The organism is Paenibacillus sp. MMO-58 (assembly GCF_037146255.1).
Classification (GTDB): domain Bacteria; phylum Bacillota; class Bacilli; order Paenibacillales; family Paenibacillaceae; genus Pristimantibacillus.
In genome coordinates this window covers 211,789-237,747 of the sequence record NZ_JBBCVY010000007.1, presented here as the reverse complement: position 1 = coordinate 237,747, position 25,959 = coordinate 211,789, and the positions used below count along the sequence as shown (strand labels likewise).

The following is a 25,959-nucleotide window of genomic DNA, read 5'->3' as shown; positions in this document are numbered from 1 at the left end:
CGATATAGAGGGGCTTTCGAATATCATTTGGAAACGGTCGAAGCTGCTTTTTTGCCGGTGATGCGGGAACGGGAACTCAGAACAACAATAAACGGAATCGCAACAACCGTAACGATGCATGCCACGATAAACGTATCGTTCATGGCGAGGACGGAAGCGGTCTCCTGCAGGGAGGTTTTCGCTGCGCCGTTTGCGCTTGCGTTAAGCTCCGTGTAATGCGTCTGCGTCCGGACCGAATAAACCGAGCTGAATATGCCAATCGCGAAGGAAGCAATGACCTGGCGGAGCCAGTTCGTTATCGCGGAAGCATGCCCGGTAGACTCCTTCGGAATAGCGCTCATCGAGAGCGTCATGATATTCGGAGACGAGAAGCCAAGCCCGACATAACGGCAGATCATCCATCCGATGATAAACGCATAGGACGTTGTCAGGGATAGACGGCTGAACGCCCATGTCGCGATGATGAGCAGAAAGGCGCCGCCAAGCAGCGGATATTCCGGACGAATTTTCCCGTGCAGCCGCCCCGACAGCAGAGAAGCTCCTATCATGAGCAAGGCGCCCGGCAGCATCATAAGCCCTACTGTCAGGGATGAGGATCCAAGGGCGTTTTCCATATAGATCGGCAGCAGGAAGGCCCCCGCATACAACCCGATGGTCAAAATACAGTTGACGACAATGCCAAAGGTGAAGGTTGTGTGCTTGAAAACCCGGAGATTAAGGAGAGGCGTCTTCGCCGTCAGCTCCCGCCAGATGAACAAGGCAATGCTGACTACGCCAAGCGTAATCCATAGGATTCCCCAGCCGGAAAACCAGCCGATTTTATTCCCTTGCGTGAAATACATCATCAGGGACGTGCTGCCCGTTACGGCGGTGAGCAGTCCGGCTAGATCCAGGGAGCTGCCTTTGTTGGCCTGCTGCATCGGCAGGTAACGGGAAGCCAGCGCGATTGCCAATAGCGCAAGCGGGATGTTCATGAAGAAGATGGCCTTCCAGCCGTAATACTCCGTCAGCAAGCCGCCAAGGGTTGGGCCGATGGCCGGAGCGAACATGCTGGCTACGCTCCAAAGACTGACGCCAAGCGCTTGCTTTTCCGCCGGAACCGCCTGATAGACGATCGTTAACGTTGCGGGTAGAATCGCCCCGCAGAACAGGCCCTGCAGGATCCGGAAGAGGACGAGGGAACCGATATTCCAGGAGCAGCCGCATAAGATCGAGCAGATCAGAAAGCCGACCAACGAGAACATATAAAGCCGTTTATAGCTGATTTTATCCCCCAAGTAACCAACAATAGGGGCGATTGATCCCATAGCGAGCATAAAGCCGGTTGTTACCCATTGCGTATCGTTCAGGTCCGAATGAAGATCCTTCATCATGAAGGGCAAGGCAACCGTTACCGTTCCCGAATTCAAGATGGAAGAGAAATTGCCGAAAAAGATCGCGAGTATAACGAACCAGAACCGGCTGCCGTCTTGCTTCGCATTCATAAATGCCTCACACTCCACTTATTCAAGTGAGGTCGATTATAATATAATGAATTCAGATGGGATACCATCTATTGTTGATGGTAATATAAGCAACGCTAATATAAAGGGCGGAGGAAAGTACATGAATATCGAACAATTGGAATATGTGAAGGAAGTATTCGAGACGAATTCCATGTCGCTGGCCGCGCAAAATCTTCATGTGTCCCAATCCGCAATCAGCCAATCCATCTCGCAGCTGGAGAAAGAAATCGGCATTCCGCTCTTCAAGCGTTCCCGTAACGGAACCGTGCCGACCGAGGATGGCATAACGATCATCAAGAAGGTGCTTGAAATTCTGATGAAGGTCGACGAGATTAAGGACGAGGTCCAATCCATTACTTCCGTTTATAAGGGCGAACTGATCATCGCGACGATACCGAGCCTAAGCATGACCTTTTTGCCTAAGGCGCTGGCGAGGTTCAAGAAGGATTATCCTCAAATCAAGGTGATGGTTATCGAGCTGGAGAGCAGGATTGTGATCGATCGAATCGTTCATGATAAAGCCCAATTGGGTTTAATCTCGCTTAACCAATATACGAGCGACGGACTGCCGGAACCGATTGCCTTCCACTCCTTTCAATATAAAGGGGAGCTGCAAGCGATTGTACCCCGGGATTCGGTGCTGGCACTTAACAAGGAACTTATGCTGAAGGATCTGGCCAATCATGCGTTTATTATGTCGGCAAGCAGCTTCTGGGACGGTGTGACGGAGGATATTAAACAGGTATGCGGCGGGATTAACGTTATTTTCACGACAACTAACCCCGAGGTCATAAAGCGCAGCGTCGCGGAGGGCCTTGGCATCAGTCTGATGTCCAGCCTAATGCTTAGGGATGATCCGTATGTGGAGAGCGGGAGGATTGTGGCCGTTCCGCTGGCCGGCTACCGTCTGGATGCGAGCGGTACGTTTGGCGGCATCTATTCCAAGAAAGGCAGCCAGCAGCGGCTCGCCCGGAAGTTTCTCGATTATATAGAAGTGTAAAAGAAAAGCGCCAGCCCGCTGCGGCTGACGCTTGTTTGATAGCAATAATTTTTTAGTAAGCCGTCCAGCCTGCATCGGCCGTTACTACGGTACCGTTCACGAAGCTGGAATCATCCGAAGCCAGGAACAAGGCAACCTTGGCGATCTCTTCCGGCTCGCCCGCGCGAGGATTCACCTGAATGCCAACCATGGCGCGTTCCATGCCGAACGGATTTGGAGCATTGATCGAAGTACCGATATTCGTATTTACGCCGCCGGGAGCGATGGCATTGCAGCGGATGCCTTGCGTGGCGTATTGGAAGCCAACGTTTTTCGTCAGACCAACCACGGCATGCTTCGAAGCTGTGTATGCCGCGCCTGCACGGGAACCAAAGAGACCGCCGGCGGAAGCGATATTTACGATAACGCCTGCTTTTTTCTCCTGGAAGAGCGGAAGGACCTTGCGGATGGTCCGCATTGGACCGGTTGTGTTAATCGCGAAGATGCGCTCCCACAGCTCGTCCGTTAGATCGGCGGCAGGAACAAAGTTGTCCATAATGCCGGCGTTATTAACGAGAATATCAACCGTGCCGAATTTCTCTACCGCCGTATCGATGAGCTGCTGTACGTCTTCTTCCTTCGCAACGTTGGCTGCCACGGCAACCGCCGTACCGCCTTTTTCCTCGATGCCGTCAACAACGGTTTGAGCGGTGTCCACGCGAAGGTCGGATACGACCACCTTTGCTCCTTCCGCCGCATACAGCTCGGCAATCGCCTTACCCATACCCGAAGCGGCGCCCGTAATAACTGCAACTTTACCCGATAATCTCATTGTTAATTCCTCCCGGTTTCAATTGGCTTGTATGCTTGTCCTTCCTGCGAAGGCTTAGAATTTTTTTCAACAGCTGTTGGTTATAAGTACAACTGTTTGTTTTTAGTATAATAAAGCTGTGGAGCAAGCCTCAATCAGTAAAACCTCGCGAAATGTGCGTTAACGAACAAACGGCCGCCGTTTGTTGAAAAAAACTTTTTGGAAAAAGGAAGGGATGGCATGCCTGATCGTCATAGCAAAGCTGTCGACCGCCGGGTGATCCGCAGCAGGGAGGCGTTAAAGCAGGCGCTGCTTACGCTTATGAAGCAAAAGGATTTCGACGACATTTCCATTACGGAGATAGTGGAGCTCGCCAATTACAACCGCGGGACCTTCTACTCGCATTACGAGAGCAAGGAGGCTTTGCTGGACGACATCATTCACGGTCTGATCGGGGAGCTGCTGCAATCGTTCCGCGCTCCCTACGAGAACGAGGAATATTTCCGCATTCATGAGCTGCCGGCCCATTCGGTGAAAATTTTCGAGCATATTCAGCAGCATGCCGAGCTTTACACCCTGCTTCTGAAGAGCAATGCGCATTCCCATCTGAGAGAGAAGATGTTCATCGCCATTCAGCAGATCTCAAGGGATGAGCTGGAGCATCCGACTCTGGAAGGGATAAATGCCGAGCTGCTATCCGTTTATTCGAATCATGCGCTGCTTGGACTGATTTTCTACTGGATTGAAAACGGTCTGCCTTATTCTCCGGCTTACATGCAGGAGCAGCTGGTGAAGCTTATTCAATGGCGGCCGTCCGTCGCCAGGACAAAAAAACCGGGAAAGCCTTAAGGATATTGGCTATAGGCTATTCGATAAAAATGCCCATACAGAAGAGATGGGGTTATACTAATTTTATAAAGGATTATGTCGGAGCCTGGAATGGCTGATAGATAAAAGGAGAGTGAAACGTTTATGAAGCAAAATAAATACGATGATCCGGATTTTTTCGATAAATATAGTCAGATGGCCCGTTCGATCGGCGGACTGGAGGCGGCAGGGGAATGGCATGTCCTGCGCACGATGATCCCGGATTTAAGAGATAAGAGAGTGCTTGATCTCGGCTGCGGATATGGCTGGCACTGCCGCTATGTGCGGGAGCAAGGTGCCCGTTCCGTTCTCGGAATCGATATTTCGGAGAAAATGATCGCGCGCGCCAAATCGTTTAACGAGGATGCCGCAATCACCTACCGCCAGGCGGCTATTGAAGATATCTCCTTTGAACCTGGAGAGTTTGACGTCGTCATCAGCTCGCTGGCGCTCCATTACGTCGAGGATTTCGCGGGAGCTTGCAGCAAGATTTATGACAGTCTGGTTCCGGGAGGAAGTTTTGTCATGTCCATGGAGCATCCGGTCTTTACGGCCGTTGCCGCCCAGGACTGGCATTATGGTCCGTCGGGCGAGCGGCTGCATTGGCCGGTCGACAACTATCAGGATGAAGGCTCTCGTATTGCCCGTTTTCTGGACTCCGACGTCATCAAGTATCATCGCACCTTATCGGCCATTATGAACGCGCTTATTCAAGCAGGATTCCGCGTGACGGAGGTAGCCGAGCCAGGCCCTTCACAGGAGGCTCTCAATCAATATGCCGAGATGAAGGATGAGACGCGCCGTCCTATGTTCCTGCTGCTGGCCGCACACAAATAGAAATTTCAGGAACCGCCCACAATTGCTGTTATTTGTGTTACGATCAGTGGCAAAAGCTAATCTTACATAACGGAGTGCACCAAGTATGGGAACACCTTATTCCGCTGCTTTGACGTTGATGGTTACAGCCGGCGTTATTAATATCATAATGGGTATTTACGTGTTCATGAACCGTTCCAAGCAGGCGATGGCGAGGACCTTTATTGCGATGTGCTTTCTGTCTGCCATCTATATATTCGGTTCCGCTTTAGAGCTGTCTGCCGGTACGCTTAAGGAAGTGAAGTTCTGGATTACGGTAGAATACTTCGGGATGCCGTTTATTCCGCCGGTTAGTCTGATGCTGATCATGTATTTCCTTGGAATGGAAAGGTTATTGAAATGGCAGATGCGGTATTTGATGTACCTGATGCCGTTTATTACGCTGGTGCTTGTTATGACAAACGATCTGCATCATTTCTACTACCGTTCCGTTGAATTGCAAATAGGCGAGGGTATCCATAAAGTCGAATTAAACGCGGGGCCTTGGTATATCATCCAGGGCGGCTATACGTTTGGCTGCATGATTGGCGGCGTGGCCCTGCTTCTGATCTATTGGAACCGGATGCGCTCCTCGTACCGTCTTCAGCATATTACGATGATGGTGGGGCTTCTCCTGCCGATTGCCGGCGATTTCCTCTACTTGGGCAACCTGACGCCGGACGGCATTGATCCAATACCCGTCATCATGGCTATTACTGCGGCTTTGTATATGTGGGGGCTTGTATCGAAGGGAATGCTGAACGTTGCGCCGGTCGCCAGGGATACGTTGTTTGAGAGCATGAACGACGCGGTACTGGTGCTGGACCGGAATAACCGGCTGGTCGATTTTAACCCGGCCGCGGCAGCTATTCTCCCGGAGCTAACAACCTCCGCGCTTGGGCAGGCGATTGAGCCGCTGCTTGCCTTGCATACGGATCTGTCGATGCTCGATCTGGACACGGAAGCGGGCGAAGATCTTCCCCGTATCTACGATGAGGTCAAGTGGACCGTCGGCATAGAGTCCTATTATTATCAGATCCGTTCTTCCTTTATCCGGAAGAGAAGAGGTCCGGAGACGAGCAAGCTGATCGTTATGATTGACGTAACGGAGAGGGTGCGGCTTCAGGAGCAGCTTCGTGTACTCGCTTATCATGACGGACTGACGGGGATCTTTAACCGTCGTCACCTCATTCAGGCAAGCGAAGAGCTTCTGCATCAATCGGTTGAGCGGGACGAGCCTCTTGCCCTGCTGCTGTTCGATATCGATCATTTCAAGCAGATTAACGATGCTTACGGCCACGATGTCGGAGACCGCGCTTTACTGCACGTCGTCGACATCTGCCGGCAGCTTCTTCGACCGGAGGATGTATTCGGCCGGTATGGCGGGGAGGAATTTGTGGTTGCAATGCCAGGTTTGTCCCTTGAAGAAGCGGAGGCCGCCGCACAGCGGATCCGCGGCGAGATTGCCTCGCATACGATGACCGCCGCTGCTTCCGAGCCTCCGTTGTCCGTGACGGCCAGCTTTGGCGTTGCGATGGCGGGAGCAGGCTGCAAGGAAGCGGGGGGAGGCATTAATCAGCTGCTGAAGGCGGCGGACAATGCCTTGTACGAAGCCAAAAACAGCGGGCGGAATACGGTCCGTTTAGCCCATATAGAGCCTGGCAAAGAAGCGCTTCTCCGCTAACGGAGAGGTGCTTTTTTTAGGACGGCGATGCTGGTTCACTTTGCGACAGTTGGTGTCGAAAAGCCGCGTATATACGCGTATATAATAGAATTTTTGTTTGAAATGGAGAATAAAGGAGGATTTTGGTAGTACGAATCGTATTATAGGAAATAAAGAAACTAGTAAATGTTGTAAGTGTACGAAGGGAGGTCCATGATTGTTTCGCGGCAGGAGCTTTGCGGTTTACCTCGGAATGATTCTATTGCTGTTATGCGCCGGCTGGCTTCTATTTCTGCGGCGAGATTCCTTTGCCGGAGCGGCCGTTAGCCATATTCTTCAAACGTTAGCTGCTCTTTACGCGGCTGTCCTCCTGCTTAGGGCTTCCAGCAAAGAGAAGAAGTACTGGTTATTTTACGGCTTGGGTCTGCTGGTTTATTTTGTTGCCCAGCTCATCTGGTCTATTGTGACGCTTATTAGGGGCGCCGAGCCGGATTACCTGGGCATTCCGGAGCTGTTATGGAGACTTCAATATTTATTCTTTCTTATTGCCCTCTATATGCAGTACCAGCAGCGCCGCTCCAATCTTGCGCTTCGATTCATACTCGATATTTTATTGTACGGCACGATGGCTTCCACGCTTTATTGGAACCTTCTGATTGAACCGATTCTGTCCCATCAACATGTTAACCGGGATGTCGTGGGATACCACATGTTTAACTCATCCTTTAATGCGGTCATTGTATTTCTTCTGCTGTTCTTCAGCTGGTACGGCAAAAAGATTATTTCCAGCAGGGCCAATAGTTTTCTGTTGAGCGGCTTTTTGATCAAACTAATAGGCAACACGGCATTTGTCTATTTATTATCCTACGCTGCCGCAGGCGAGCAATGGTCCTGGATTGCCGACTTCTGCTGGTTTATCGGCATGATGTTTATCGGCTTTGCCGCTCTGCCCGACAAGGATCCGCTCGGTGCTTCCCTCCGGCCGGGCAACGAGTCCAGGCAGACCTTTATGAGACGTTACGCGCTTATTATCTTTGTCTGCGCTGCGCTTATCGCCGTCATCTGCCGGCTTGGCGACTTTTCGATAATTAGCGTAGGCGCGATTGTAGCGGTTGTGCTGCTTGCCATCCGGCTGTCGGTGGGCATTTACGAGCTGGAATCGGCAGGGGCCGCTCTAATGCAGTCGCGGGTCAATTACGATAATTTCGTGGAAAGCTCGCTGCTTGGCGTATTTATTGAGCAAAATGGCCGATTGGTCTATATGAATCCGCAAGGGGAGAGCATGTTCGGCTGCGAGCCGGGGCAGATGCTTGGCCAGCCGCTGGCAAGCTTCCTGCTGGAGGCGGACAGCGACCGGTTGAAGCAGGAATTTAGCATGATCTGCCGGTTGAATCAATCCTCACGGCTTGCTCTTGCCGCGCGAAAATCCAATCAAACGGAACTGTTCCTCGAGATGCAGGCGGCTCCCGCCTTCTTCAAAGGAAAGCCGGCCATATCCGGACTGCTGTTGGATGTAACGGAGAGCAAGCTGTCGGAGCAGCATTTGATCCGGTCGGAGAAGCTGTCCGTTATCGGCCAGCTGGCGGCAGGGGTTGCTCATGAGATCCGTAATCCGTTGACCGCATTGAAAGGGTTCACCCAGCTGCTTCACCGGAGAACGACGGACCAAAACCGCCATTATTTCGATATGATGCTGACCGAGCTGGAACGTATTAACTATATCGTAGGGGAGTTTATGCTCCTGTCCAAGCCGCATCAGTGGCAGCAGATGAAGAGCTGCGACATGGGCTCTCTGCTGGACGATATCATTCCCATTATGCAGTCGCAAGCGATCATTACGAATGTCAGCATATTCGCGGAAAAAAGTCCGGATCTGCCCATTGTCCAATGCGATGCCAACCAGATCAAGCAGGTGCTCGTTAATCTGATGAAAAACGCGATTGAAGCCATGCCTAGCGGAGGCGAGCTTCATGTGCATATGAAGAAGGACCATAAAGGCTATATGGTTATTGATATTATCGACCAGGGAGTTGGCATTCCCCAGCATGTCATTGACCGGCTGGGCGAGCCGTTCTATACAACCAAGGATACGGGAACCGGACTTGGACTTACCGTATGCTTCAAAATCATTCAATCCCATGGCGGCACTCTATCGTTTACGAGCGAGCCGAATATCGGAACGACGGCTACCATCAGGCTGCCGGCTTAGCTTAAACGGAAACAACCCCTGGACTGCAGCAGTCCAGGGGTTGTTGTTCTTGCTTAAATCCGGATATCGAGGTTATTGCCGATCGTACCGTTAAGCACCGGGTTGTTCCGGCTGGCGTTAACGCCAAGCTGGCTGCTGGCAGCCGCCTGTTGGTTCGCGTTTTGCTGTTGGCCGGAAGCTTGATTATCCGCCTGCGATTTCTTCTGTGCGATTTGCTGCTGAAGCTGCTGAATCTGCTGCTGAAGCTGCTGGGTCTTTGTTTGCTTCGTTTTCTCGTCATCCTTGCTCTGCGCAACTTCCTTTAGCTGCTTCTCGAGTCTTTCCAGCTGTTTCTCCAGCGAGCTGGTGTCCGAGGCGCTGCTCTGGGACGTATAAGATGCGCTTGATTGCGAGACTGATAATGATGAAATATTCATCTGCGCTCACCCCTTCCGTGAAATCTTCGTCTACATGAAGGTTATCGGTTCTGAACATGAACGGAGGATGAACACAGCCTGAATGTAAGCTGAATATGTTACGGATTCTTGGAGTCCGTGCGGTAGCTGATTAGACCAAGCACCAAAGCAAGACCAACCAGGATGGCGCCTACCCATGGCAGCGCGCCTAAGGAAAGATGGGTAATGACCCAGCCGCCGATAAAGGCGCCGGAGGCATTGCCGAGGTTGCCGGCCGAATGGCTGGACGTGGAAGCCAGTGCCGGCGCGGACTGCGCCAGACTCATAATCCGTACCTGAAGCCCCGGGAATACGGCAAAGGATGCCGCCCCCCACAGGAAAATCGTAATGACGGCGGCGATCTCGTTATGAACGGTAAAGGTGAAGATCGCAAGCACAACCGCTATGGTCAGATAGAGGCCAAGAATGGAAGGCATCAGCTTCCAGTCGGCCAGCTTGCCGCCCACAATATTGCCGACCGTTACGCCGATTCCGAACAGAATCAGAATCCAGGTCACGTTATGCTCCGCAAATCCGGTAATGTCCGTGAGGAGCGGTGTAATATACGTAAATACCGCAAACAGTCCGGCGTTGCCGAGTGCCGCGATCAGCAGATAGACAAGCAGCTTGGGTCTGGCAATTGCCGATAGCTGCTTCAGGACGCTGACCTGCTTGCTTAGCTTAAGCTTCGGAATGAAGATAATAATGCCGATAAGAGCGAGGACGCCCATGACGGCAATAGCGCCAAAGGAAGCGCGCCAGCCCCAGTTCTGGCCGATATACGTCCCGATCGGGACGCCGATAATGTTGGCGATCGTGAGGCCGGCCATCATAATCGAGACGGCTCCCGCCTGCTTATCCGCTCTTACGAGCTTGGAGGCAATCACCGCGCCAACGCCAAAGAAGGTGCCGTGGGTTAAGGCCGTAATCATCCGGGCAATCATGAGAACCGCGTAATTGGGTGCTATAACCGATAAGCCGTTGCCGAGAATAAAGAGCAGCATTAGAATGCAGAGCAGCTTTTTCTGCGGAATCCGGCTCGTCAGAATCGTCATAATCGGAGCGCCGACGGCTACGCCTAAGGCATACATCGTAATCAGCTGGCCGGCGGCCGAAATGCTGACGTTCAGGTCGCTTGCGACATTCGGCAGAATGCCCATAATGACAAACTCCGTCATGCCAATGGCAAAAGCGCCAACGGTCAGGGACAGGACAGAGATCGGGAACGGCTCCTTCCCGGCGTGCCCTTTCAGGACTTGCTTGCTATTTAATTGCTGTGAGACTTCCATAGGGTAAAGCCAACCTTTCTGATGCGCATTTATCTTGTTGAATAATAAACCCTATTATTTCGCTTCGCCGGCCTATAAGCAAGAACATTTTTTGTAAAATTACTGGTAAGATAAGAAGTAAGGGCTTACATCATATTCGGGCAGAGGATGGGGTTAAAAGTGGGCAAAAAAGGGCTTTACCGCGACTATTTTTTGCATGCGGATATTATGATGATGACAGCGGTGCTGATCGGTCTGGCGGCGTGGGCCGCGCTTGCGGACCCGACCTGGTACAGTCTGGTATTCTTCGTGGCCGGCCTTATCGGATTTATGTTCAGCGAATATTTGACCCACCGGTTCTTCTTTCATCTGAAGGCCCCCCAAAACCCGTTGTTCCTCAAATTCTTGAAGCGTCTGCATTATGACCATCACACGGATCCGCATGATTTAAAGCTGCTGTTCCTTCCGGTCTGGTACAGCCTGCCCAATCTCGGGGTATTTGCTCTCCTCTTCTATTGGATCTCGGGCTCGCTTTCATTCACTCTTGCCTTCGCGGCGGGGCTTGTCGCGATGCTGCTCGTCTATGAATGGAAGCATTATGTCGCGCACCGGCCGATTCAGCCCAAGACGAGATTCTGGAAATGGAATAAGCGGATGCATCTGCTCCATCACTTCAAGAACGAGAATTATTGGTACGGCGTATCGACGCCGCTAGTGGACGCGATCTTCGGAACGTTGAAAGAGGAAAAGGACGTACCAACAAGCGCTACCGCCAAAAACCTGGAAAATCGCGGCCGGACGATATCGTCCTGACCGCAAGAAGGAGGACAAGGATGACTGTAGGACAATTAATCGGAAAGGGCATGACGGCCGAGGTCTATGAATGGGGCGAGGGACAGGTCGTGAAGCTATATTACGGGAACATTCCAAAGGATTGGCTTCATTACGAGGCGGAGATTGGTACGGCCGTTCATCAGGCAGGCGTTCCTGCGCCTGAGGTTTTTGGACAGGCAGAGGTGGAGGGAAGAAGCGGGCTGGTCTACGAGAAGATCGCTGGACCATCCCTCTTGGCCATGATGCTGCGCGATATGGATAAGGCGGAACATTACAGTACCCTTCTGGCCCAACTGCATGCCGATATTCATCGCGGCAGGGCATCCCGGCTGCCCAGGCAGAAGGATCGGATGGCTATGTTTGTGAGACAGTCCGCTTCTTTTCTGGGAGATCGGGTAGAGGCGGTATTGGAAGCGCTGGAGCGTCTGCCGGAAGGCGAATCGGTCTGTCACGGCGACTTTCATCCGGATAACGTGCTTCAGGCGGGAGATCGATTGACGGTAATCGACTGGATCGATGCCAATTCGGGAGACCCGTTATGCGACGTGGCAAGAACCTCCATGATGTTCCTGTCACCGTTTGTTTCCATGCCTCCGCTGTCTATCCCTCCGGATACCGGGCAGCGGCTGAATGAGGCGTATTTGTCCGTATATTGCAGGCTGACGGGAGCGGATAGAGCCGCAATTGACCGCTGGCGTCTACCGGTCGCTGCAGCAAGACTGCGCGAGCAAATTCCCGGCGAGCGGGAATGGCTGCTGGCCTATATTGACCGTCAGCTGGAAGCCAGCCAATGAAAAAAGCCGCCTTTCCCGTGTTATCGGGAAAGGCGGCTTTTCGCTTCTAGTTTCAAATTACACAGCGTTTAACGCGATTTCTTCATCGTCGTCATTATTGAATGCGTCGCGGTCGAATTCGCCTTCGGAATTGGCTACGAGCAGGGCGGTAACCGATGTGCCGGTTGCGTTAACAGCCGTACGGGCCATATCGATCAAGGCTTCAACGCCGGCAACAATCGCAAGCGCCTCAAGCGGAAGACCAAGCGCGGTAAGAACAACCGTTGTCGAAATAACGGCCGGTCCGGGAACACCAGCAACGCCAATGGAAGAGATGATGCTTACGAATACAAGCACGACGTAATCGGTCAGGCCAAGCTCAATGCCGAACGCCTGCGAGGTAAAGACGACAACAATCGCCGGCCATACGCCGCCGCAGCCGTTGAAGTTAACGGATGCGCCAAGCGGTGCAACAAAGCTCGCGATTTTCGGCGAGACATGGAGACGCTTCGTAATGACCTCCAGGTTAATGGGCAGCGTAGCATAGCTGCTTCGGGTCGTGAAGGCAACGGCAACCGTCGGGTAAACCTTTTTGAAGAACTTGAGCGGGTTAACCTTCGCTACGAACAGCACCAGACCGCCAAACACAAGCACGAAATGAATAATAAGGGCGACATACGAGGTTACGATAACGCTGCCCAGCTCCTGCAGGGTATCCCAGCCGTATTTGGCCGCAACGCCGGCAATCAGGGCGAATACGCCGTAAGGCGTAAGGCGGATAACGAATTTAACGACCTGATGCAGTATTTGGGTAGCCGATTTGATAAGATCGCGAACAGGCTTGACGGCCTCTTCGTTTTTCGAACCAACCTTAATGATGGCTACAGCCAGGAAAATCGCGAAGATCAGGATCGGAACAACCTTGCCGTCCGCCGCTTCGCTAACCGGGTTGGAAGGGACAAGGCTAAGAATAACATCGGAGAACGTAGGAATCTCGCGCGTTGCCGCATCGCTTGCGGCAGGCTGCTGGATGCCTTTGCCCGGGTTGAATACCAGAGCGGTCAGTAAGCCGATAACGGATGCGATACCGGTTGTGCCAAGGAACCACGCGAAGGTCTTGAAGCCGATTTTGCGCAGGTAGTCCAGGCTTGTGAGCGAAGCGATACTATTTAATACAAGAACGAAAACAAGCGGAATAACAAGCATGCGGATCAAGCTGATATAAATGCTGCCGAAGGTGGTGATCCCTTTGATCTCCAGGGAATCAAGGCTCTGGAACAGGATCCCGACGACCAGTCCCAGCCCTAATCCAACAAGCACCCGCGTGCCGAAGCCGACACGTTTGCGTGCCAAGAAATACAGAAAAGCGAAGACGAAGATTGCGGTAACAAAGCTGTACCAGTTCGTCTCGATAGCCAGCAACAGGTTGTTATCTATTTTATCCATCTTACTATTACCCCCTAATCCAAGTTGTTTGATAGGAATTACAATTCAATAATTTACAAACGTCTGAAGCAATTGTCAATTGTTTTATTGGAAGAATTTAAATCCTACTATTTCTATGGGAAATTATTATAAAATGATTGACATCCAATCTCTGACATCCTAAGATAGGGTTAGAAATCGGAACATCATAACGTAATTCGGATAAGAAATTAGTCGACTGGACCTCCAGAGATTCAATGTTCAAGCATCACTAGATGCGGGCATTGGATCTTTTTTTATGCCTGATTACTGAATGAGCCGTCTAAAACCAAAGGGGAAAGGATGAGTTTCATCATGAAAAAATGGTTTAGCTCCAAAGTAACAGTTACTTTCGTAGCCGCAGCCGTAGTCTTCTCATCGCTGACATATGCTGCCGTTTACGCGAACAAGGACACATCCGGCACGGAGCCGGCTGCAGCCGAGGCTCAAGAGCCTGCTGCACCGGCTATTGCGCAGCAGTCGCAAGCAGCCGCTGCGAATACGGCCGTAGCAGCTGAACCACAGGCGACAGCAGAAGCAACGACCGCAGCTGCCGAGACGCAATCTCAAGAGCCGGCCGTTCAAGCTGCCGAGGTTCAATCGGCACAGACGGCTGCTGCACCTGCGGAAGAGACGACAGCAGAAGCGAAAACAGCCAAAGCAAGCTCCACGGAAGCCGTTCAAAACGCTTCCACTCCGGCTCCGACATCTGCGCCCGCAGCTTCGAAGCCAGCCGCAGCTAAAGCTTCCGAGCCAGCGGCATCCACTAAGCCGTCCACCACTTCAGCTGCTCCCGCAGCAACGCCGGCTCCAGCCGCGAAACCGGCCCAATCCACGCAGGCTGCAAGCAAACCGGAAGCTTCGGCGCCTGCCGCAAGCCAATCGGATGACTCGGGCAAAAAAGTAACGTTTGTCAAGCAAGAAGAGTCGCAGCCTAAGACGCCTGCCGTAAAAGCTCCGGCAAGCAGCTCGTCCTCTTCCGGCTCGACAAGCTCCTCTGGCGGATCCTCCACGTCCCCTTCTCCGGCTCCTTCGTCTTCGGATGAGGATTGCGCGGTAGACGGTGAAGAAAGCTGCTAATCGGCTTTTATAAGACAAATGGGTCAAATAGGGAGAGGAGTATATACACATGAAAACTTTTAATCGTACACTATCCGTTCTACTCGCCTCCGCGTTAGTGCTGCCGGTCTTCCAGGCCGGCACGGCACGCGCCGCGGAAGTAAGCAGCTTTAATAGCGCAGTCAGCCATTATGATTATTTCAGTGATGTTTACCCGCATTTGAACGACGCGAACCATATTCTCAAGACGGTTACTTACGAGGATTTGGTTACGCTGCTCGATAGCAAAGGTACATATGCCGTCTTGTTCGGAGGAGCCTGGAGCGACGAGACGCAGGCGGATATCGGCTTCATCAACCAGGTTGCGAAGCAGTATGGCGTAGACACCATTTACAACTTCGATACGAAGCTGGACGGCGAATCGGTTGATATTGCCGAGCAGCAGGCTAACCCTTATACCAAAGTGGTAACTTCCACTTCGCAAGGCGTAACGACAAACACCACCAACTTCTATGATTTCAACGAACTGTATGTGGAGCTGGTAGACAAGTATTTGACGAACCTCAGCGCCAATACCGATGCTACGATCACTTACAGCAAGAAGTCGCCGGAGAAGGAAAGCGGCGGTACGGTAACGACGCCTTCTACGGTCATTGCGAGCGGCGAGGCGAAAAAAATCGAGTCTCCTTTCCTTTTCATCTATGACAAGGATCACAAGGACGGCGAAGGCAACGCCGCGCCAATCATCGCTTCGCTCGAGAAGCACGGTTCTTCCGCGGATTACAGCTGGAACGATTTCCTGACGGCCGATCCTAACGACGGCAATGCGCTGGATACGGCGAAGGTCGACAGCTATAAGGAACAGGTGTTGACTGTATTTAATAAAGTGCCTGCTGCCGATTACGACAGCCTTACCAATTGGGACTTTATCGCTCCGGCGTTTAACAAGCATGAGGATCAAACGGTCGGCCGCGACATTTTCCCAACTCATGAGGAGAACGGCCAAGTCGTTGGAGACGACGGCGAGCTTGTCTACGAGCATGTCACTTACAATGAGTTGACTCATTTGCTGGAAAGCAAAGGCAACTATGTGATTCTGTTCGGCGGCTCGTGGTGCCCGAATACGCAGGCGGCAATCCGCTTCATTAACGAGTACGCGAAGAAGTACAACGTCGATAAAGTTTACTTCTGGGATACGAAGCTGGATGCGGGCATCTCGGTGCTTGATCCAAGCGCGGATCCGCATAACAGCACTTTCCTGCAGGTGCGCGATACGAACCATCCGCTGGCGAAGCTGTATGTGGATCTGACGAACAAGTACCTGACTAACATTAAAACGCAATACCTGCCCGCATCCAATAACGTCAACTACACGGAAAACGGCAATAACGTTGTTGCCAACAAGCTGCAGGTTCCTTACCTGTTTGCCTACAACAAGGACAATGTGAACGCCGACGGCAGCAAAGCGCCAATCCTTGGTCACGTTGAGCTGATGTACACCTGGAAAAACATCCAGCCGGATTACGCCGTAGCTGACGGCACGATCCGCAATCATACGAACTACACAAACGCGCTGAATAAATTGCTTACGCGTCTGGAAGCAACGCCAACCGGCTTGACTGGCGTAGCGCCAACGTCGGGTTCGAACAACAACGGCCAAATTACGGGCACAACGAACAAAGCACTGGAATACAAGCTGAAAAGCGCGGCAGACTCGGCGTATACAGCCGTATCCGGCAATGCCATCACAGGTCTTGCGGCTGGTACGTACTCGGTTAGATATGCGGCGAAAAACGGCTATAACGGCCCAACAAACGCTCAGACGGGACCAACGGCAGTTCCTTACGCAGCTGGTCAGGCGGTAGATGTCGTTGTTCCGGCTTATGTTGGCACTGATCCAACGCCAACACCAACGCCAACGCCAACACCAACGCCAACACCATCGGCACCATCAACACCGGTGCCAACACCAACGCCAGTGCCTGTCGATGCAGTGAACACGGTTAAGGTTACGGGTACTACTGATCCGGCAACAGGCGAGACGGTAGCGGCAGTGTCGGCAAGCGATGTAGCAAGCCTGATTACGAAAGCGTCCAAAGCGGAAGCTGCGGGCAAGGAGGCGGTTATCGGCTTCCAGGTGGCTGGAACCGCGGATACAACTTCCACGCAGCTAACGATTCCAAGAGACTCCTTCAATTCGATTGCATCAAGCACCAAAGCAGCGGTGCAGGCGGATCTGTCGATTGGCAGCGTAACGTTTGATTCGAAAGCGGTAAAAAGCATCAGCGCTAACGCATTGTCGGGCGATATCAGCGTTATTGTGTCTCAATTCGAGCTGACGGAAGAAGGCAAGGCCGTATTGGGCGACCGTCCGGTGTACGATCTGTCCCTCTTTGCAGGCGATAAGCAAATCTCGAGCTTTGGCGGCGGCAAGGTGCAGGTAAGCCTTCCGTACACGCTGAAGGCCGGTGAGAATGCCGAATCTATCGTGGTGTACTACCTTGCGGATTCCGGCGAGCTGCAAACGATTCGCGGTCATTACAATGCAGCAACGGGAACCGTGGATTTCACAACCACTCATTTCTCGCAATACATTATCGGCTTCAATAAAGTAGGCTTTGCGGACGTACCGGCGACAGCTTGGTTCCATCATGCGGTCAGCTTCCTGGCTGCCCGTGAGATTACCGGCGGTACCGATGCCGACCACTTCAGTCCAAATGCGGAGCTGACAAGAGGCCAATTCATCGTCTTCCTGTTGAAGGCATACGGAATTGAGCCGGAAGCAGCTGGCGCGGCGAACTTTGCCGACGCAGGCAAGACGTACTACACGAATTACCTGGCTGCCGCGAAACGTCTTGGCATCGCAACAGGCACGGGCGATAACAAATTTAATCCAAATAATAAAATTACGCGTCAAGAGCTGTTCACGCTGCTGTACCGTTCGCTTGAGCAATTAGGCGAGCTGCCAACGGCCAAAACAGGCGCAACCGTATCCTCCTATGCGGATGCTGCCGATATTGCCGGTTATGCGCAAACGGCCTTTACTACGCTTGTTGAGACTGGCGTTATTAAAGGAAGCGGCAATAAGCTGAATCCGGAAGGCGTATCGACAAGAGCGGAAGCGGCGCAAGTGCTGTATAACCTGTTGTCCAAGTAATAGAAACTCGAAGAAGAGGTGGGCGGCCGACTGGCCGCCCCTTTTTTCAATACGGCGGTGAAAGGTATTGGATATTTTATTAGCTTTTTCAGCGGGACTGCTGTCCTTCTTGTCGCCTTGCGTTCTCCCTCTTATTCCGGTCTATCTCAGCTATATCGCGGGCACCTCGGCCACCGATCTGAAGAACAGCCCCAATAAGCTTACGGTTATCTCTCAGACGGTGCTGTTTATTCTCGGCTTCTCCATTCTGTTTGTCCTGCTCGGGATATCCGTCAGCTCCGTTAGCCGGCTGCTATCCGAGCATATGAAGCTTGTGCAGCAGATCGGCGGAGTGCTGATTGTTGTTTTTGGCCTGCATATGACGGGGCTGCTGCCAATCAAGCTTCTCTATTCCGAGAAGCGGTTTCTGCCAAGCGGATCACCGGGGAAAAAAGCGGGAGCACTCGTATTGGGCATGGCATTTGCCGTCGGCTGGACGCCATGCATCGGGCCGATTCTATCCTCCATTCTAATCTACGCCGGAAGCATGGCGACCCTTGGGAAGGGAGTACTCCTGCTCTCAATGTACGCGTTGGGACTTGCCGTTCCGTTTCTGCTCTCTGCCGTGCTGATCGATAATTTATCCGCGTATCTCCGGAAAGTGACGAAGCATCTCCCGAAAATCTCGGTTGTTAGCGGAGTCGTTATGATGCTGATGGGCGTTCTGGTGTTTATGAATCAGCTGGAGGTATTCAGCAAGTATGCCGGACTTATTCAACTATAGAGAGGCAGGTTAACCGTGAGAAAATCAACCTGGATTCTGATCGGAGCCGTTGTTGCGTTCGTGCTGCTCTCGTTTTACGTCACCCAAAACTACAGTATCAAGACGGATGCCGCCGCTTCGGCAGCGGAAACGAAGACAGAGGCAGCCAAAGAACCGGCGATTGATTTTACCTTGAAGGATCTGGACGGCAAGGAGGTAACGCTGTCCGGACTAAAGGGGAAGCCCGTCTACATCAACTTTTGGGCGACCTGGTGCAAATGGTGCGACAAGGAGATGCCGGCGCTGGAGAAGGTGTATGAGGATTATAAGGATAAAGGACTTGTTGTCCTATCCGTTGACGTCGGGGAGGAACATGGGGAAGTGGCGAAATATATCGCGGAGAAGCAATATCATTTTCCGGTGGTGCTGGATTCGGATAAAAGCGTCACGTATGCCTATGGCATCAAATCGATCCCCGTCTCTATCCTCGTGAACGAATCGGGCAACGTGGTTTACAGAAAGGTTGGCCATATGACAGAGGAAGAAATGCGGGCGGCGATTGATCCGCTGTTTCCATAGAAAAAGTGCGAGCCTTCGGCAGGCCCGCACTTTTTTTATCTTTATTTTGCTGAAGCAGCGATTTCCTTGCGGACAATCGGCGCGACTTTGGTGCCGAGAAGCTCAATGGCGCGCATCATATCCTTATGCGGAATGGAGCTTGTGTCGAGATGCAGGAAGAAGCGGGTTAAGCCCAGGTTTTTATGCAGCAAAATAATTTTCTCCGCTACATATTCCGCCTCGCCGACATAAAGCGCACCGCGCATGCTGCGTGCCGCATCGTAAGCTTCGAAGGTGTATGGCGGCCATCCGCGTTCGCGGCCAATGACGTTCATCATCGCCTGCTGTGCAGGGTAGAAGAGCTCGGTTGCCCTTGTATCCGTGTCGCTAATAAAGCCATGCGAGTGCGTGCCGATTTGCATCTTCTTCGGATCATGGCCGGCACGGGTGTAAGCTTCCTTGTAAAGCTCAACAAGCGGAGCGAACCGCTCAGGCATACCGCCAATGATCGCAAAGCAGACAGGAAGGCCAAGAACGCCCGCACGGATTGCCGACTCCGGGTTGCCGCCGGTTGCGATCCAGACCGGAAGCGGGTCTTGTACCGCACGGGGGTAGACCGCCAGATTATCGATCGCGGCGCGGTGGTTGCCCTGCCAGGTAACTTTCTCTTCCTTCGTAATTTGGAGCAGCAGCTCCAGCTTCTCGTCGAACAGCTCGTCATAATCCTCGAGGCTGTAGCCAAACAGCGGGAACGACTCGATAAACGAGCCTCTGCCCGCCATAATCTCGGCACGGCCGTTCGAGATTGCGTCAACGGTGGAGAAGCCTTGGTACACGCGCACCGGATCGTCCGAAGACAATACGGTAACGGCGCTGGTCAGCCGAAGATGCTTTGTCTGCGCGGCCGCTGCCGCAAGAATGACATGAGGCGCGCTTGCCGCGTAATCCTGCCGATGATGCTCCCCAATCCCGTATACATCAAGGCCAACCTGGTCGGCCAGAATCATTTCCTCCACGCTATTGCGGATCCGTTCCGCGTGGCTGTAAGCCCCGCCCATGCCCGGATGTGGTTTTGCTTCCAGAAAGGTACTAATGCCAAGTTCAAAATGGTTTGCCGATTCGGTCATATAAGTCCGCCTCCTTTATTTCTTCTAGTGTACTAATTTTTTAACAGTTTCTCAATTATAGTAAGCAAGTTTCTCGAAAAAGATTAAGGAACCGGGAAGAACGGCACAAAAACAGGTATTCTGTATTGTTTGCTAAGTTCGTCCGAACCATGTTGCGGACAAGCGGAAAGCCGCGAAATTTACAATGCAACATTTTCCATTTGCTTGCGTATCTTTTGTGTGGAAAAGGGGTGTTTCTTTGTTGGTTACGATGAGCAGGGAGCAGTTCAATGAGCTTGGGGACGACGAGTTAAGGCGGGCTTGCATAAGGCCGGTGGCTGATCAAATCCGAGGCAAAAGCATGGCGGTAAAGTCCGAAGCGCTTGCCAGCCTTAACCGTCCGCAAAAAGCTTTGTTTATGTACAGTGCCTGGTACGATCATGCGAAGCATTCGCCGATGGAGCTGTACTGCTGGACAGCCCATGTACTTAGTCAGCCCGGATACGCCGATGGCGTTTGGAAGGCGCTGCGTTTTTTCGGAGCAGAGACGATGAACGGCATTCTGGAAGAGCTTCGTTCGTTGCTTGATTTGCATACGGTGCAGCAAGGCCGTGCCTTAAGCGAAGTAACTTTCAAAGATCTCGAGCTGGATAATAAGCTGCGCCTGAATGTTGAAGATTGCTACAGACGGTTTCAGGCGGGGGTGCCGGACAGTCTTCGCAGGCTTGCGCAATATATCCGCGCTCATGCGGATGATTTTATAAGCTTTTTACCGGAAGGAGGGGCAATCATGAATGAATTGCTATTAAGCATACCCGAGCTGCAAGACGGCATGAAACTGGAGCTTATTCAGAAAGGGTACTCCGGTGACAGCAAGTATACCGTTTACGACCGTCACGGTCAGGCGGTGTATGTGCTCCGAACCTATGCGCTCCAAGAGGAAGCCAGAAAACAGCAGGAATTCCGGGTGCTTGAGCAGCTGCGGGAGCAGGAGGTCATGTGCTCGCTGCCGATTGCGATGGGGAAGCTGGAGGCGCTGGGTCTGGGCTACATGCTGTTGTCTTACATTGAAGGCGGCGATGCGATAGACGAGCTTCCGGCCTTAAGCGAAAGCCGGCAGTATGAAATCGGTGTTCAGGCAGGAGCCGAGCTGCGCAAAATCAATCGGATTGAGGCGCCGGCTCCTATCGAGCCTTGGGAGAACCGCGTACTTGCGAAATACAGACGGTACCGGGAGGGCTATGAGCAAAGCGGCGTTACGGTTTCTTTCGAGGAAAAGCTTTTTGCCTTTATTGAAGCCAATCTCGGGTTATTGAAGGGGCGCCCGAACAGGCTGCAGCATGACGATTTCCATACCGGCAACCTCATCGTGAAGGACGGACGGCTGTCCGGCGTCATTGATGTGAACCGGTTTGACTGGGGAGATCCCGTGCATGAGTTTCTGAAGGCGGGCTTTTTCAGCGTGGAGGCCAGTATTCCGTTTGCGGTTGGTCAGATCGACGGCTATTACGGGGAAGGGGAGCTTGAGGATTCCTTCTGGGCCTTATATTCGCTTTATATTGCGCTGACGATTCTGTCATCGATCGTCTGGATCCTTCGCGTACGCCCGGAGGAACTCGACGATATGCTGACCCGGGTAAACAAAGTATGGGAGGATCATGACGGCTTTGAGCGCTTGGTGCCGAAATGGTATTCCGAATATAAACGGTAAAGAAGAAGGGCCTTCACGGGGAGTGAGGCTCTTCTTCTTTTTTTTACGACTTTGCGGGAGGCATTTCTTTTAATCCAAACGATACTAACGGGCCAAAGTTGACGATGTTCATCATAATGAATGCCATCTGCTCCGGCGTTTGATCCAGGTCGCATTCTATCCAATGCATAAGCATGCCGAAATGAGCGGAGGTCATGTAAGCCACAACGTAGTCCCGTCGGATGTTGAGATTAGCGGCTTCGGGAATATCGATCTTCTGATAAATATGCTGGGCCATTAGCTTGCGGAATTGAATGGCGTAGGAAAGATCCCCTTTAGCACCAAACATGACCTTCAAGAAATCGGCATGCTTAGCAAACTCCTGAAAGATCCGCACCCCTAGCGGGTAAGGCACCTGTCGGTCGGCATATTCCATTGCCGCACGGAAGTTGATTTTCACCACGTATTGCTCAATGCTCTTGAACACATGATCTTTGAGCTGCTGCAATACATCAGGAACATCCCGGTAATGCAAATAGAACGTTCCGCGGTTCAGGTTGGCATGGCTTGTAATATCGGTAACCGTTACATGCTCCACGCCTTTCTCGGCGATAAGAGCCATCAGCGAATCATGGATCTGCTGCTTCGTTTTTGCTTTTCTCCGGTCGATTTTCTCGGACATAAACAGCCTCTCCTCTACGGTTTTTCGGCGATAATGAACACTGCCCAGCCGAAGTGGTGAGTAATAAACAGTACGGTAAGGAATGATTATTGTATTTCCCATGTCTCTCATTATAATTAACAACGTGATCACTAATCAACACGATGTTCATTTATAGAGATAGGGGATGAGAGGGAAATGGCAATTTTCAAGCAAAAAATACTATGGCTTGGCGTGCTGGTCATTACGCTTGTTCTTACGGTGTTTGGTCTTGCAATGATGGGGTCCGTGATTGGATCCAAACCGCATGACGTACCGGTGGCTTTGGTCGTGCAGGATGAGCCTGTGGATCTTCCGACCGGAGATAAGCTGGCGGTTGGCGATATGATCAAGCAGCAGCTAACCTCTAATACACAGCTGCCAATCAGCTGGAAGATTGTTGGTTCGGAAGAAGAAGCGCGCAAAGGGCTGGACTCGCGCGATTATTACGGCGCGCTTGTGCTGCCGAAAGATTTGAGTGCCGGAGTAGCCTCCATGATGGGGCCGGCGCCTGCCCCCGCAACCGTGCAAATCATCAGCAATGAAGGCATGAACGCGCAGGCGGCAACGGTTGTGAAGCAAGGGCTTGGCCAAGTGATGAAGATGGTATCCCTCGAGTTGTCGAAATCGGCGCTTGAGCAGCTGTCCCAGCGCTCCGAGCAGATTCCGGCTGCTGCGGCATCGGCATTGCTGACGCCGGTACAAGTGAAGGAAGAAACCGTTCATCCGGTTGGCGCTAATAACGCAAGCGGCAACGCGCCGGGGCTGCTTACGCAAATTATGTGGATTGGCAGCCTAGTGACGGCGATGATGTTGTTCCTTGCCAGCAATAATGCGAAAAAAGCGGCTGGCCGCAAATGGTCGGCCCATCTGATGCAGCCAGTCATTGGCTTGGTGCTGATCGGTGCCGCTTCCGGCCTGATCGTATGGATGGCTAACGCCTGGTACGGCATGGAGCTGTCGCATGCCACGGATACATGGCTGTTCTTATGGCTTAGCGGTTCTGCGTTCTACCTGCTGCAATCGATGCTGCTCAACTGGATTGGCTTCCCGGCAATGGCGATTCTCGTCCTGCTCATGTTCTTCTCGATGCCCATCCTGAACATGCCGGTCGAATTCCTGTCGGATACAACGCAAAACCTGCTGTACTCGTGGACACCGCTTCGGTTTGTAGCGGGCGGATTGCGGGAAATCATGTACTTCGGCGGTATGGAAGCCGTCAGCTCGAATGCGGCTGTCTTGTGGAGCATTGCGGGCGGATGCCTGGTTCTGCTGCTTGCCGCAGGCGTGAAAAAAGGAAAAGCGGCATCAACGCAAACCGCAGCTTCTGTATAATGGAAAGTGAAAAGTCGTCCCATTTGGGGACGGCTTTTTTATCCGTCTGCCGGGCAAGCTGCAACTACTTCGTGTAATGGCTCGTCCAAGAGGTTACAATAAGAGTTGGAATAAACAAGAAACCGGATAAGGAATGATTTGCAATGGGGATGCAGCGCACAACGATCTTGATTGCGGAGGATGACCCGGATATTGCGGAGCTGATTGCGCTCCATCTGGGCAAGGAGGGCTACCAGCTGCTTAAGGCCGCTGACGGGAGAGAAGCCGTCCGTCTCGTTCAGACGAATACAATCGATCTGGTTATTCTCGACATTATGATGCCGCATATGGACGGCTACGAAGTCGTTCGCGTTATTCGGGAGCAGCAGTACAGGATGCCGATTATTTTCTTGAGCGCCAAGACGTCCGATTTCGATAAAATATCCGGCCTCGTTATGGGCGCCGACGATTATATGACCAAGCCGTTTAATCCGATGGAGCTGCTCGCAAGAGTCAATGCCCAGCTGCGACGCTTCAGGCAGTTGAATCAGCCGGTTGCCGCACCAAGTCATGCGTCTTCCGCGATTGTGGCGGGAGGTCTCACGATTGACCAGGAGCAGCGCACCGTTACCCTGTACAATGACCGGATCGATCTCACGCCGAAGGAGTTCGATATTCTTCACCTGCTGGCCAGCCATCCGAAGAAGGTATTCAGCGCGGAGCATATTTTCCAGCAGGTATGGGGCGAGGCTTATTACGAGAGCGGCGGCAACACGGTAATGGTTCATATCCGGACATTGCGCAAGAAGCTTGGCGAGGACAAGCAGCATCAGCAATGGATCAAGACGGTCTGGGGGGTAGGCTATGCCTTCCAAGGGTAAAAAATTACGCAGCTTCCGTACCCGAATGATCGAGCTGTTCGTCATGAGCCTGCTCATCTCGGGAGCGGTGACTTACCTGATCTACAGGCTGCTGAAGTCTTACTATAATCAGCGAGTCCGTTACGCTGACGATCCGATCGTGCAAGCCCGCAGCTGGCTTAACGATATTGGCGATCTGAATTTCTTCCTGATTTTTTTCCTGCCGTTATCGTTCTTTTTCTTTTATTTGTTCACCAAGCCTTACGTCTCTTACTTCAAGGAAATCTCGACCGGCATTCACCGGCTCGCCAACGGGGATTTCACCGGGCGGGTCATGGTTCCCTCCGATGACGAGTTTGGCGTTATTGCGTGGGACCTTAACTTGGCAGGCGAGATGCTGCAGAAGGCGGTGGAGCGGGGAGATTTCGCCGAGAGCAGCAAGGATCAGCTCGTGCTTAATCTCGCGCATGATCTGAGGACGCCGCTGACCTCCGTGCTTGGCTATCTGGATTTTATTTTGCGCGATGAGCAGTTGTCCCTAGAGCAGGTCAGGCATTTTGCCGCTATCGCGTTTAACAAATCGCAGCGACTGGAGCGGCTGGTGGACGAGCTATTCGAGGTTACCCGGATGAACTACGGCATGCTCACGCTGGACAAGAAGCAGATTGATTTATCCGAGCTTCTGATGCAGCTAAGCGAAGAACTGTACCCGGTGTTTGTGAAGAGCCGCCTGACGGCAAGGCTTGACCTTCCTCCCCATCTCTTGATGGAGGCGGACGGCGAGCTGCTGGCCCGGGTATTCGAGAATTTACTGACGAATGCCGCCCGTTACGGACAGGATGGCGAATATGTCGACATCAAGGGAAGAACCGAGAACGGTCATGCCATTCTGGAGGTTATTAATTACGGCGACTCGATCAAGCCGGAGGATCTGCCGCATCTGTTCGACATGTTTTACACCGGCGACCGCGCCCGTTCTCCCGAAGGAAGCACGGGGCTAGGGCTGTTTATCGTCAAAAATATCGTCGAGCAGCATCAAGGCACCATAACGGCGGAGAGCAGCACGATCCGGACGGTATTTACGGTTAAGCTGCCGATTTAAGAAAAACTT

The 25,959-nt window shown here is 52.3% G+C and carries 22 protein-coding genes; 15 read left to right on the top strand and 7 right to left on the bottom strand.

The window, feature by feature from the left end; genetic code table 11:
• Positions 1–23: 23 nt before the first annotated feature.
• Entirely contained in the window at positions 24–1,484 is a 1,461-nt protein-coding gene (locus WFJ73_RS21325) for an MDR family MFS transporter (RefSeq protein WP_336774960.1), read from the bottom strand.
• A 121-nt stretch (positions 1,485–1,605) separates the two neighbouring features.
• On the opposite strand from WFJ73_RS21325, the gene WFJ73_RS21320 reads away from it, so the two are divergent.
• Entirely contained in the window at positions 1,606–2,505 is a 900-nt protein-coding gene (locus tag WFJ73_RS21320; protein ID WP_336774959.1) for a LysR family transcriptional regulator, read from the top strand.
• A 52-nt stretch (positions 2,506–2,557) separates the two neighbouring features.
• Here WFJ73_RS21320 and WFJ73_RS21315 read toward each other — a convergent pair whose 3' ends face one another.
• Complete coding sequence (locus WFJ73_RS21315; RefSeq protein WP_336774958.1) at positions 2,558–3,316, bottom strand: SDR family oxidoreductase; 759 nt, start codon at positions 3,314–3,316, stop codon at positions 2,558–2,560.
• Between the two features lie 219 nt (positions 3,317–3,535).
• Between WFJ73_RS21315 and WFJ73_RS21310 the strand changes: the two genes are divergently transcribed.
• From WFJ73_RS21310 to WFJ73_RS21295, 4 genes are all read left to right on the top strand, one after another.
• The gene (locus tag WFJ73_RS21310) at positions 3,536–4,144 is read left to right on the top strand and encodes a TetR/AcrR family transcriptional regulator (protein ID WP_336774957.1); all 609 of its coding nucleotides are present in this window, start codon (positions 3,536–3,538) and stop codon (positions 4,142–4,144) included.
• Positions 4,145–4,267: 123 nt separating this feature from the next.
• Entirely contained in the window at positions 4,268–4,999 is a 732-nt protein-coding gene (locus WFJ73_RS21305; RefSeq protein WP_336774956.1) for a class I SAM-dependent methyltransferase, read from the top strand.
• A gap of 85 nt (positions 5,000–5,084) precedes the next feature.
• A complete protein-coding gene (locus WFJ73_RS21300; RefSeq protein ID WP_336774955.1) occupies positions 5,085–6,701 on the top strand; it encodes a histidine kinase N-terminal 7TM domain-containing diguanylate cyclase in 1,617 nt (538 codons plus the stop codon).
• Between the two features lie 196 nt (positions 6,702–6,897).
• On the top strand, positions 6,898–8,889 hold the full coding sequence (locus WFJ73_RS21295; RefSeq protein ID WP_336774954.1) for an ATP-binding protein: 1,992 nt from the start codon (positions 6,898–6,900) through the stop codon (positions 8,887–8,889).
• 53 nt (positions 8,890–8,942) lie between these two features.
• On the opposite strand, the gene WFJ73_RS21290 is transcribed toward WFJ73_RS21295, so the two are convergent.
• On the bottom strand, positions 8,943–9,305 hold the full coding sequence (locus WFJ73_RS21290; protein ID WP_336774953.1) for a FlxA-like family protein: 363 nt from the start codon (positions 9,303–9,305) through the stop codon (positions 8,943–8,945).
• Between the two features lie 98 nt (positions 9,306–9,403).
• Positions 9,404–10,612 (bottom strand): MFS transporter, encoded by a 1,209-nt coding sequence (locus tag WFJ73_RS21285; protein WP_336774952.1) that lies wholly within the window; start codon positions 10,610–10,612, stop codon positions 9,404–9,406.
• A 147-nt stretch (positions 10,613–10,759) separates the two neighbouring features.
• On the opposite strand from WFJ73_RS21285, the gene WFJ73_RS21280 reads away from it, so the two are divergent.
• The gene (locus WFJ73_RS21280; RefSeq protein WP_336774951.1) at positions 10,760–11,404 is read left to right on the top strand and encodes a sterol desaturase family protein; all 645 of its coding nucleotides are present in this window, start codon (positions 10,760–10,762) and stop codon (positions 11,402–11,404) included.
• A gap of 20 nt (positions 11,405–11,424) precedes the next feature.
• The gene (locus WFJ73_RS21275) at positions 11,425–12,219 is read left to right on the top strand and encodes a phosphotransferase family protein (RefSeq protein ID WP_336774950.1); all 795 of its coding nucleotides are present in this window, start codon (positions 11,425–11,427) and stop codon (positions 12,217–12,219) included.
• Between the two features lie 57 nt (positions 12,220–12,276).
• On the opposite strand, the gene WFJ73_RS21270 is transcribed toward WFJ73_RS21275, so the two are convergent.
• Complete coding sequence (locus WFJ73_RS21270; protein ID WP_336774949.1) at positions 12,277–13,644, bottom strand: dicarboxylate/amino acid:cation symporter; 1,368 nt, start codon at positions 13,642–13,644, stop codon at positions 12,277–12,279.
• Between the two features lie 333 nt (positions 13,645–13,977).
• Between WFJ73_RS21270 and WFJ73_RS21265 the strand changes: the two genes are divergently transcribed.
• The 4 genes from WFJ73_RS21265 (at position 13,978) to WFJ73_RS21250 (ending at position 19,199) form a co-directional block, all read left to right on the top strand.
• Positions 13,978–14,742: a hypothetical protein gene (locus WFJ73_RS21265; protein WP_336774948.1), complete on the top strand. Its 765-nt coding sequence runs from the start codon at positions 13,978–13,980 to the stop codon at positions 14,740–14,742.
• Positions 14,743–14,791: 49 nt separating this feature from the next.
• Positions 14,792–17,878 (top strand): S-layer homology domain-containing protein, encoded by a 3,087-nt coding sequence (locus tag WFJ73_RS21260; RefSeq protein ID WP_336774947.1) that lies wholly within the window; start codon positions 14,792–14,794, stop codon positions 17,876–17,878.
• A gap of 67 nt (positions 17,879–17,945) precedes the next feature.
• On the top strand, positions 17,946–18,641 hold the full coding sequence (locus tag WFJ73_RS21255; protein ID WP_336774946.1) for a cytochrome c biogenesis CcdA family protein: 696 nt from the start codon (positions 17,946–17,948) through the stop codon (positions 18,639–18,641).
• Positions 18,642–18,656: 15 nt separating this feature from the next.
• Entirely contained in the window at positions 18,657–19,199 is a 543-nt protein-coding gene (locus WFJ73_RS21250) for a TlpA family protein disulfide reductase (protein ID WP_336774945.1), read from the top strand.
• A gap of 41 nt (positions 19,200–19,240) precedes the next feature.
• Here WFJ73_RS21250 and WFJ73_RS21245 read toward each other — a convergent pair whose 3' ends face one another.
• On the bottom strand, positions 19,241–20,305 hold the full coding sequence (locus WFJ73_RS21245) for an LLM class flavin-dependent oxidoreductase (RefSeq protein WP_336774944.1): 1,065 nt from the start codon (positions 20,303–20,305) through the stop codon (positions 19,241–19,243).
• Positions 20,306–20,555: 250 nt separating this feature from the next.
• Here WFJ73_RS21245 and WFJ73_RS21240 point away from each other — a divergent pair, with 250 nt between their 5' ends.
• Positions 20,556–21,995 carry an aminoglycoside phosphotransferase family protein gene (locus WFJ73_RS21240; protein WP_336775079.1) on the top strand — a complete coding sequence of 480 codons (1,440 nt, stop codon included), beginning with the start codon at positions 20,556–20,558 and terminating at the stop codon, positions 21,993–21,995.
• A 43-nt stretch (positions 21,996–22,038) separates the two neighbouring features.
• Here the strand turns inward: WFJ73_RS21240 and WFJ73_RS21235 are convergent, their stop codons facing one another.
• Positions 22,039–22,656, bottom strand: coding sequence for a TetR/AcrR family transcriptional regulator (locus WFJ73_RS21235; RefSeq protein ID WP_336774943.1), 618 nt, complete (start codon positions 22,654–22,656; stop codon positions 22,039–22,041).
• A 177-nt stretch (positions 22,657–22,833) separates the two neighbouring features.
• Between WFJ73_RS21235 and WFJ73_RS21230 the strand changes: the two genes are divergently transcribed.
• From WFJ73_RS21230 to WFJ73_RS21220, 3 genes are all read left to right on the top strand, one after another.
• A complete protein-coding gene (locus WFJ73_RS21230) occupies positions 22,834–24,009 on the top strand; it encodes a YhgE/Pip domain-containing protein (RefSeq protein WP_336774942.1) in 1,176 nt (391 codons plus the stop codon).
• A gap of 149 nt (positions 24,010–24,158) precedes the next feature.
• On the top strand, positions 24,159–24,869 hold the full coding sequence (locus WFJ73_RS21225) for a response regulator transcription factor (protein ID WP_127496502.1): 711 nt from the start codon (positions 24,159–24,161) through the stop codon (positions 24,867–24,869).
• Positions 24,853–25,950, top strand: a complete 1,098-nt coding sequence (locus WFJ73_RS21220; RefSeq protein ID WP_336774941.1) for a sensor histidine kinase — start codon at positions 24,853–24,855, stop codon at positions 25,948–25,950. The genes WFJ73_RS21225 and WFJ73_RS21220 overlap by 17 nt, the downstream gene beginning before the upstream one ends.
• The last annotated feature ends 9 nt before the right edge of the window (positions 25,951–25,959 follow it).

Bases quoted from the DNA above. Each gene is read 5' to 3' on its own strand.
- WFJ73_RS21230 (WP_336774942.1), top strand. From the start codon at position 22,834: ATGGCAATTTTCAAGCAAAAAATACTATGGCTTGGCGTGCTGGTCATT.
- WFJ73_RS21280 (WP_336774951.1), top strand. From the start codon at position 10,760: ATGGGGTTAAAAGTGGGCAAAAAAGGGCTTTACCGCGACTATTTTTTG.
- WFJ73_RS21315 (WP_336774958.1), bottom strand. From the start codon at position 3,316: ATGAGATTATCGGGTAAAGTTGCAGTTATTACGGGCGCCGCTTCGGGT.
- WFJ73_RS21220 (WP_336774941.1), top strand. From the start codon at position 24,853: ATGCCTTCCAAGGGTAAAAAATTACGCAGCTTCCGTACCCGAATGATC.
- WFJ73_RS21235 (WP_336774943.1), bottom strand. From the start codon at position 22,656: ATGTCCGAGAAAATCGACCGGAGAAAAGCAAAAACGAAGCAGCAGATC.
- WFJ73_RS21310 (WP_336774957.1), top strand. From the start codon at position 3,536: ATGCCTGATCGTCATAGCAAAGCTGTCGACCGCCGGGTGATCCGCAGC.
- WFJ73_RS21240 (WP_336775079.1), top strand. From the start codon at position 20,556: ATGAGCAGGGAGCAGTTCAATGAGCTTGGGGACGACGAGTTAAGGCGG.
- WFJ73_RS21320 (WP_336774959.1), top strand. From the start codon at position 1,606: ATGAATATCGAACAATTGGAATATGTGAAGGAAGTATTCGAGACGAAT.
- WFJ73_RS21275 (WP_336774950.1), top strand. From the start codon at position 11,425: ATGACTGTAGGACAATTAATCGGAAAGGGCATGACGGCCGAGGTCTAT.
- WFJ73_RS21290 (WP_336774953.1), bottom strand. From the start codon at position 9,305: ATGAATATTTCATCATTATCAGTCTCGCAATCAAGCGCATCTTATACG.
- WFJ73_RS21225 (WP_127496502.1), top strand. From the start codon at position 24,159: ATGCAGCGCACAACGATCTTGATTGCGGAGGATGACCCGGATATTGCG.
- WFJ73_RS21260 (WP_336774947.1), top strand. From the start codon at position 14,792: ATGAAAACTTTTAATCGTACACTATCCGTTCTACTCGCCTCCGCGTTA.
- WFJ73_RS21270 (WP_336774949.1), bottom strand. From the start codon at position 13,644: ATGGATAAAATAGATAACAACCTGTTGCTGGCTATCGAGACGAACTGG.
- WFJ73_RS21285 (WP_336774952.1), bottom strand. From the start codon at position 10,612: ATGGAAGTCTCACAGCAATTAAATAGCAAGCAAGTCCTGAAAGGGCAC.
- WFJ73_RS21300 (WP_336774955.1), top strand. From the start codon at position 5,085: ATGGGAACACCTTATTCCGCTGCTTTGACGTTGATGGTTACAGCCGGC.
- WFJ73_RS21305 (WP_336774956.1), top strand. From the start codon at position 4,268: ATGAAGCAAAATAAATACGATGATCCGGATTTTTTCGATAAATATAGT.
- WFJ73_RS21265 (WP_336774948.1), top strand. From the start codon at position 13,978: ATGAAAAAATGGTTTAGCTCCAAAGTAACAGTTACTTTCGTAGCCGCA.
- WFJ73_RS21325 (WP_336774960.1), bottom strand. From the start codon at position 1,484: ATGAATGCGAAGCAAGACGGCAGCCGGTTCTGGTTCGTTATACTCGCG.
- WFJ73_RS21245 (WP_336774944.1), bottom strand. From the start codon at position 20,305: ATGACCGAATCGGCAAACCATTTTGAACTTGGCATTAGTACCTTTCTG.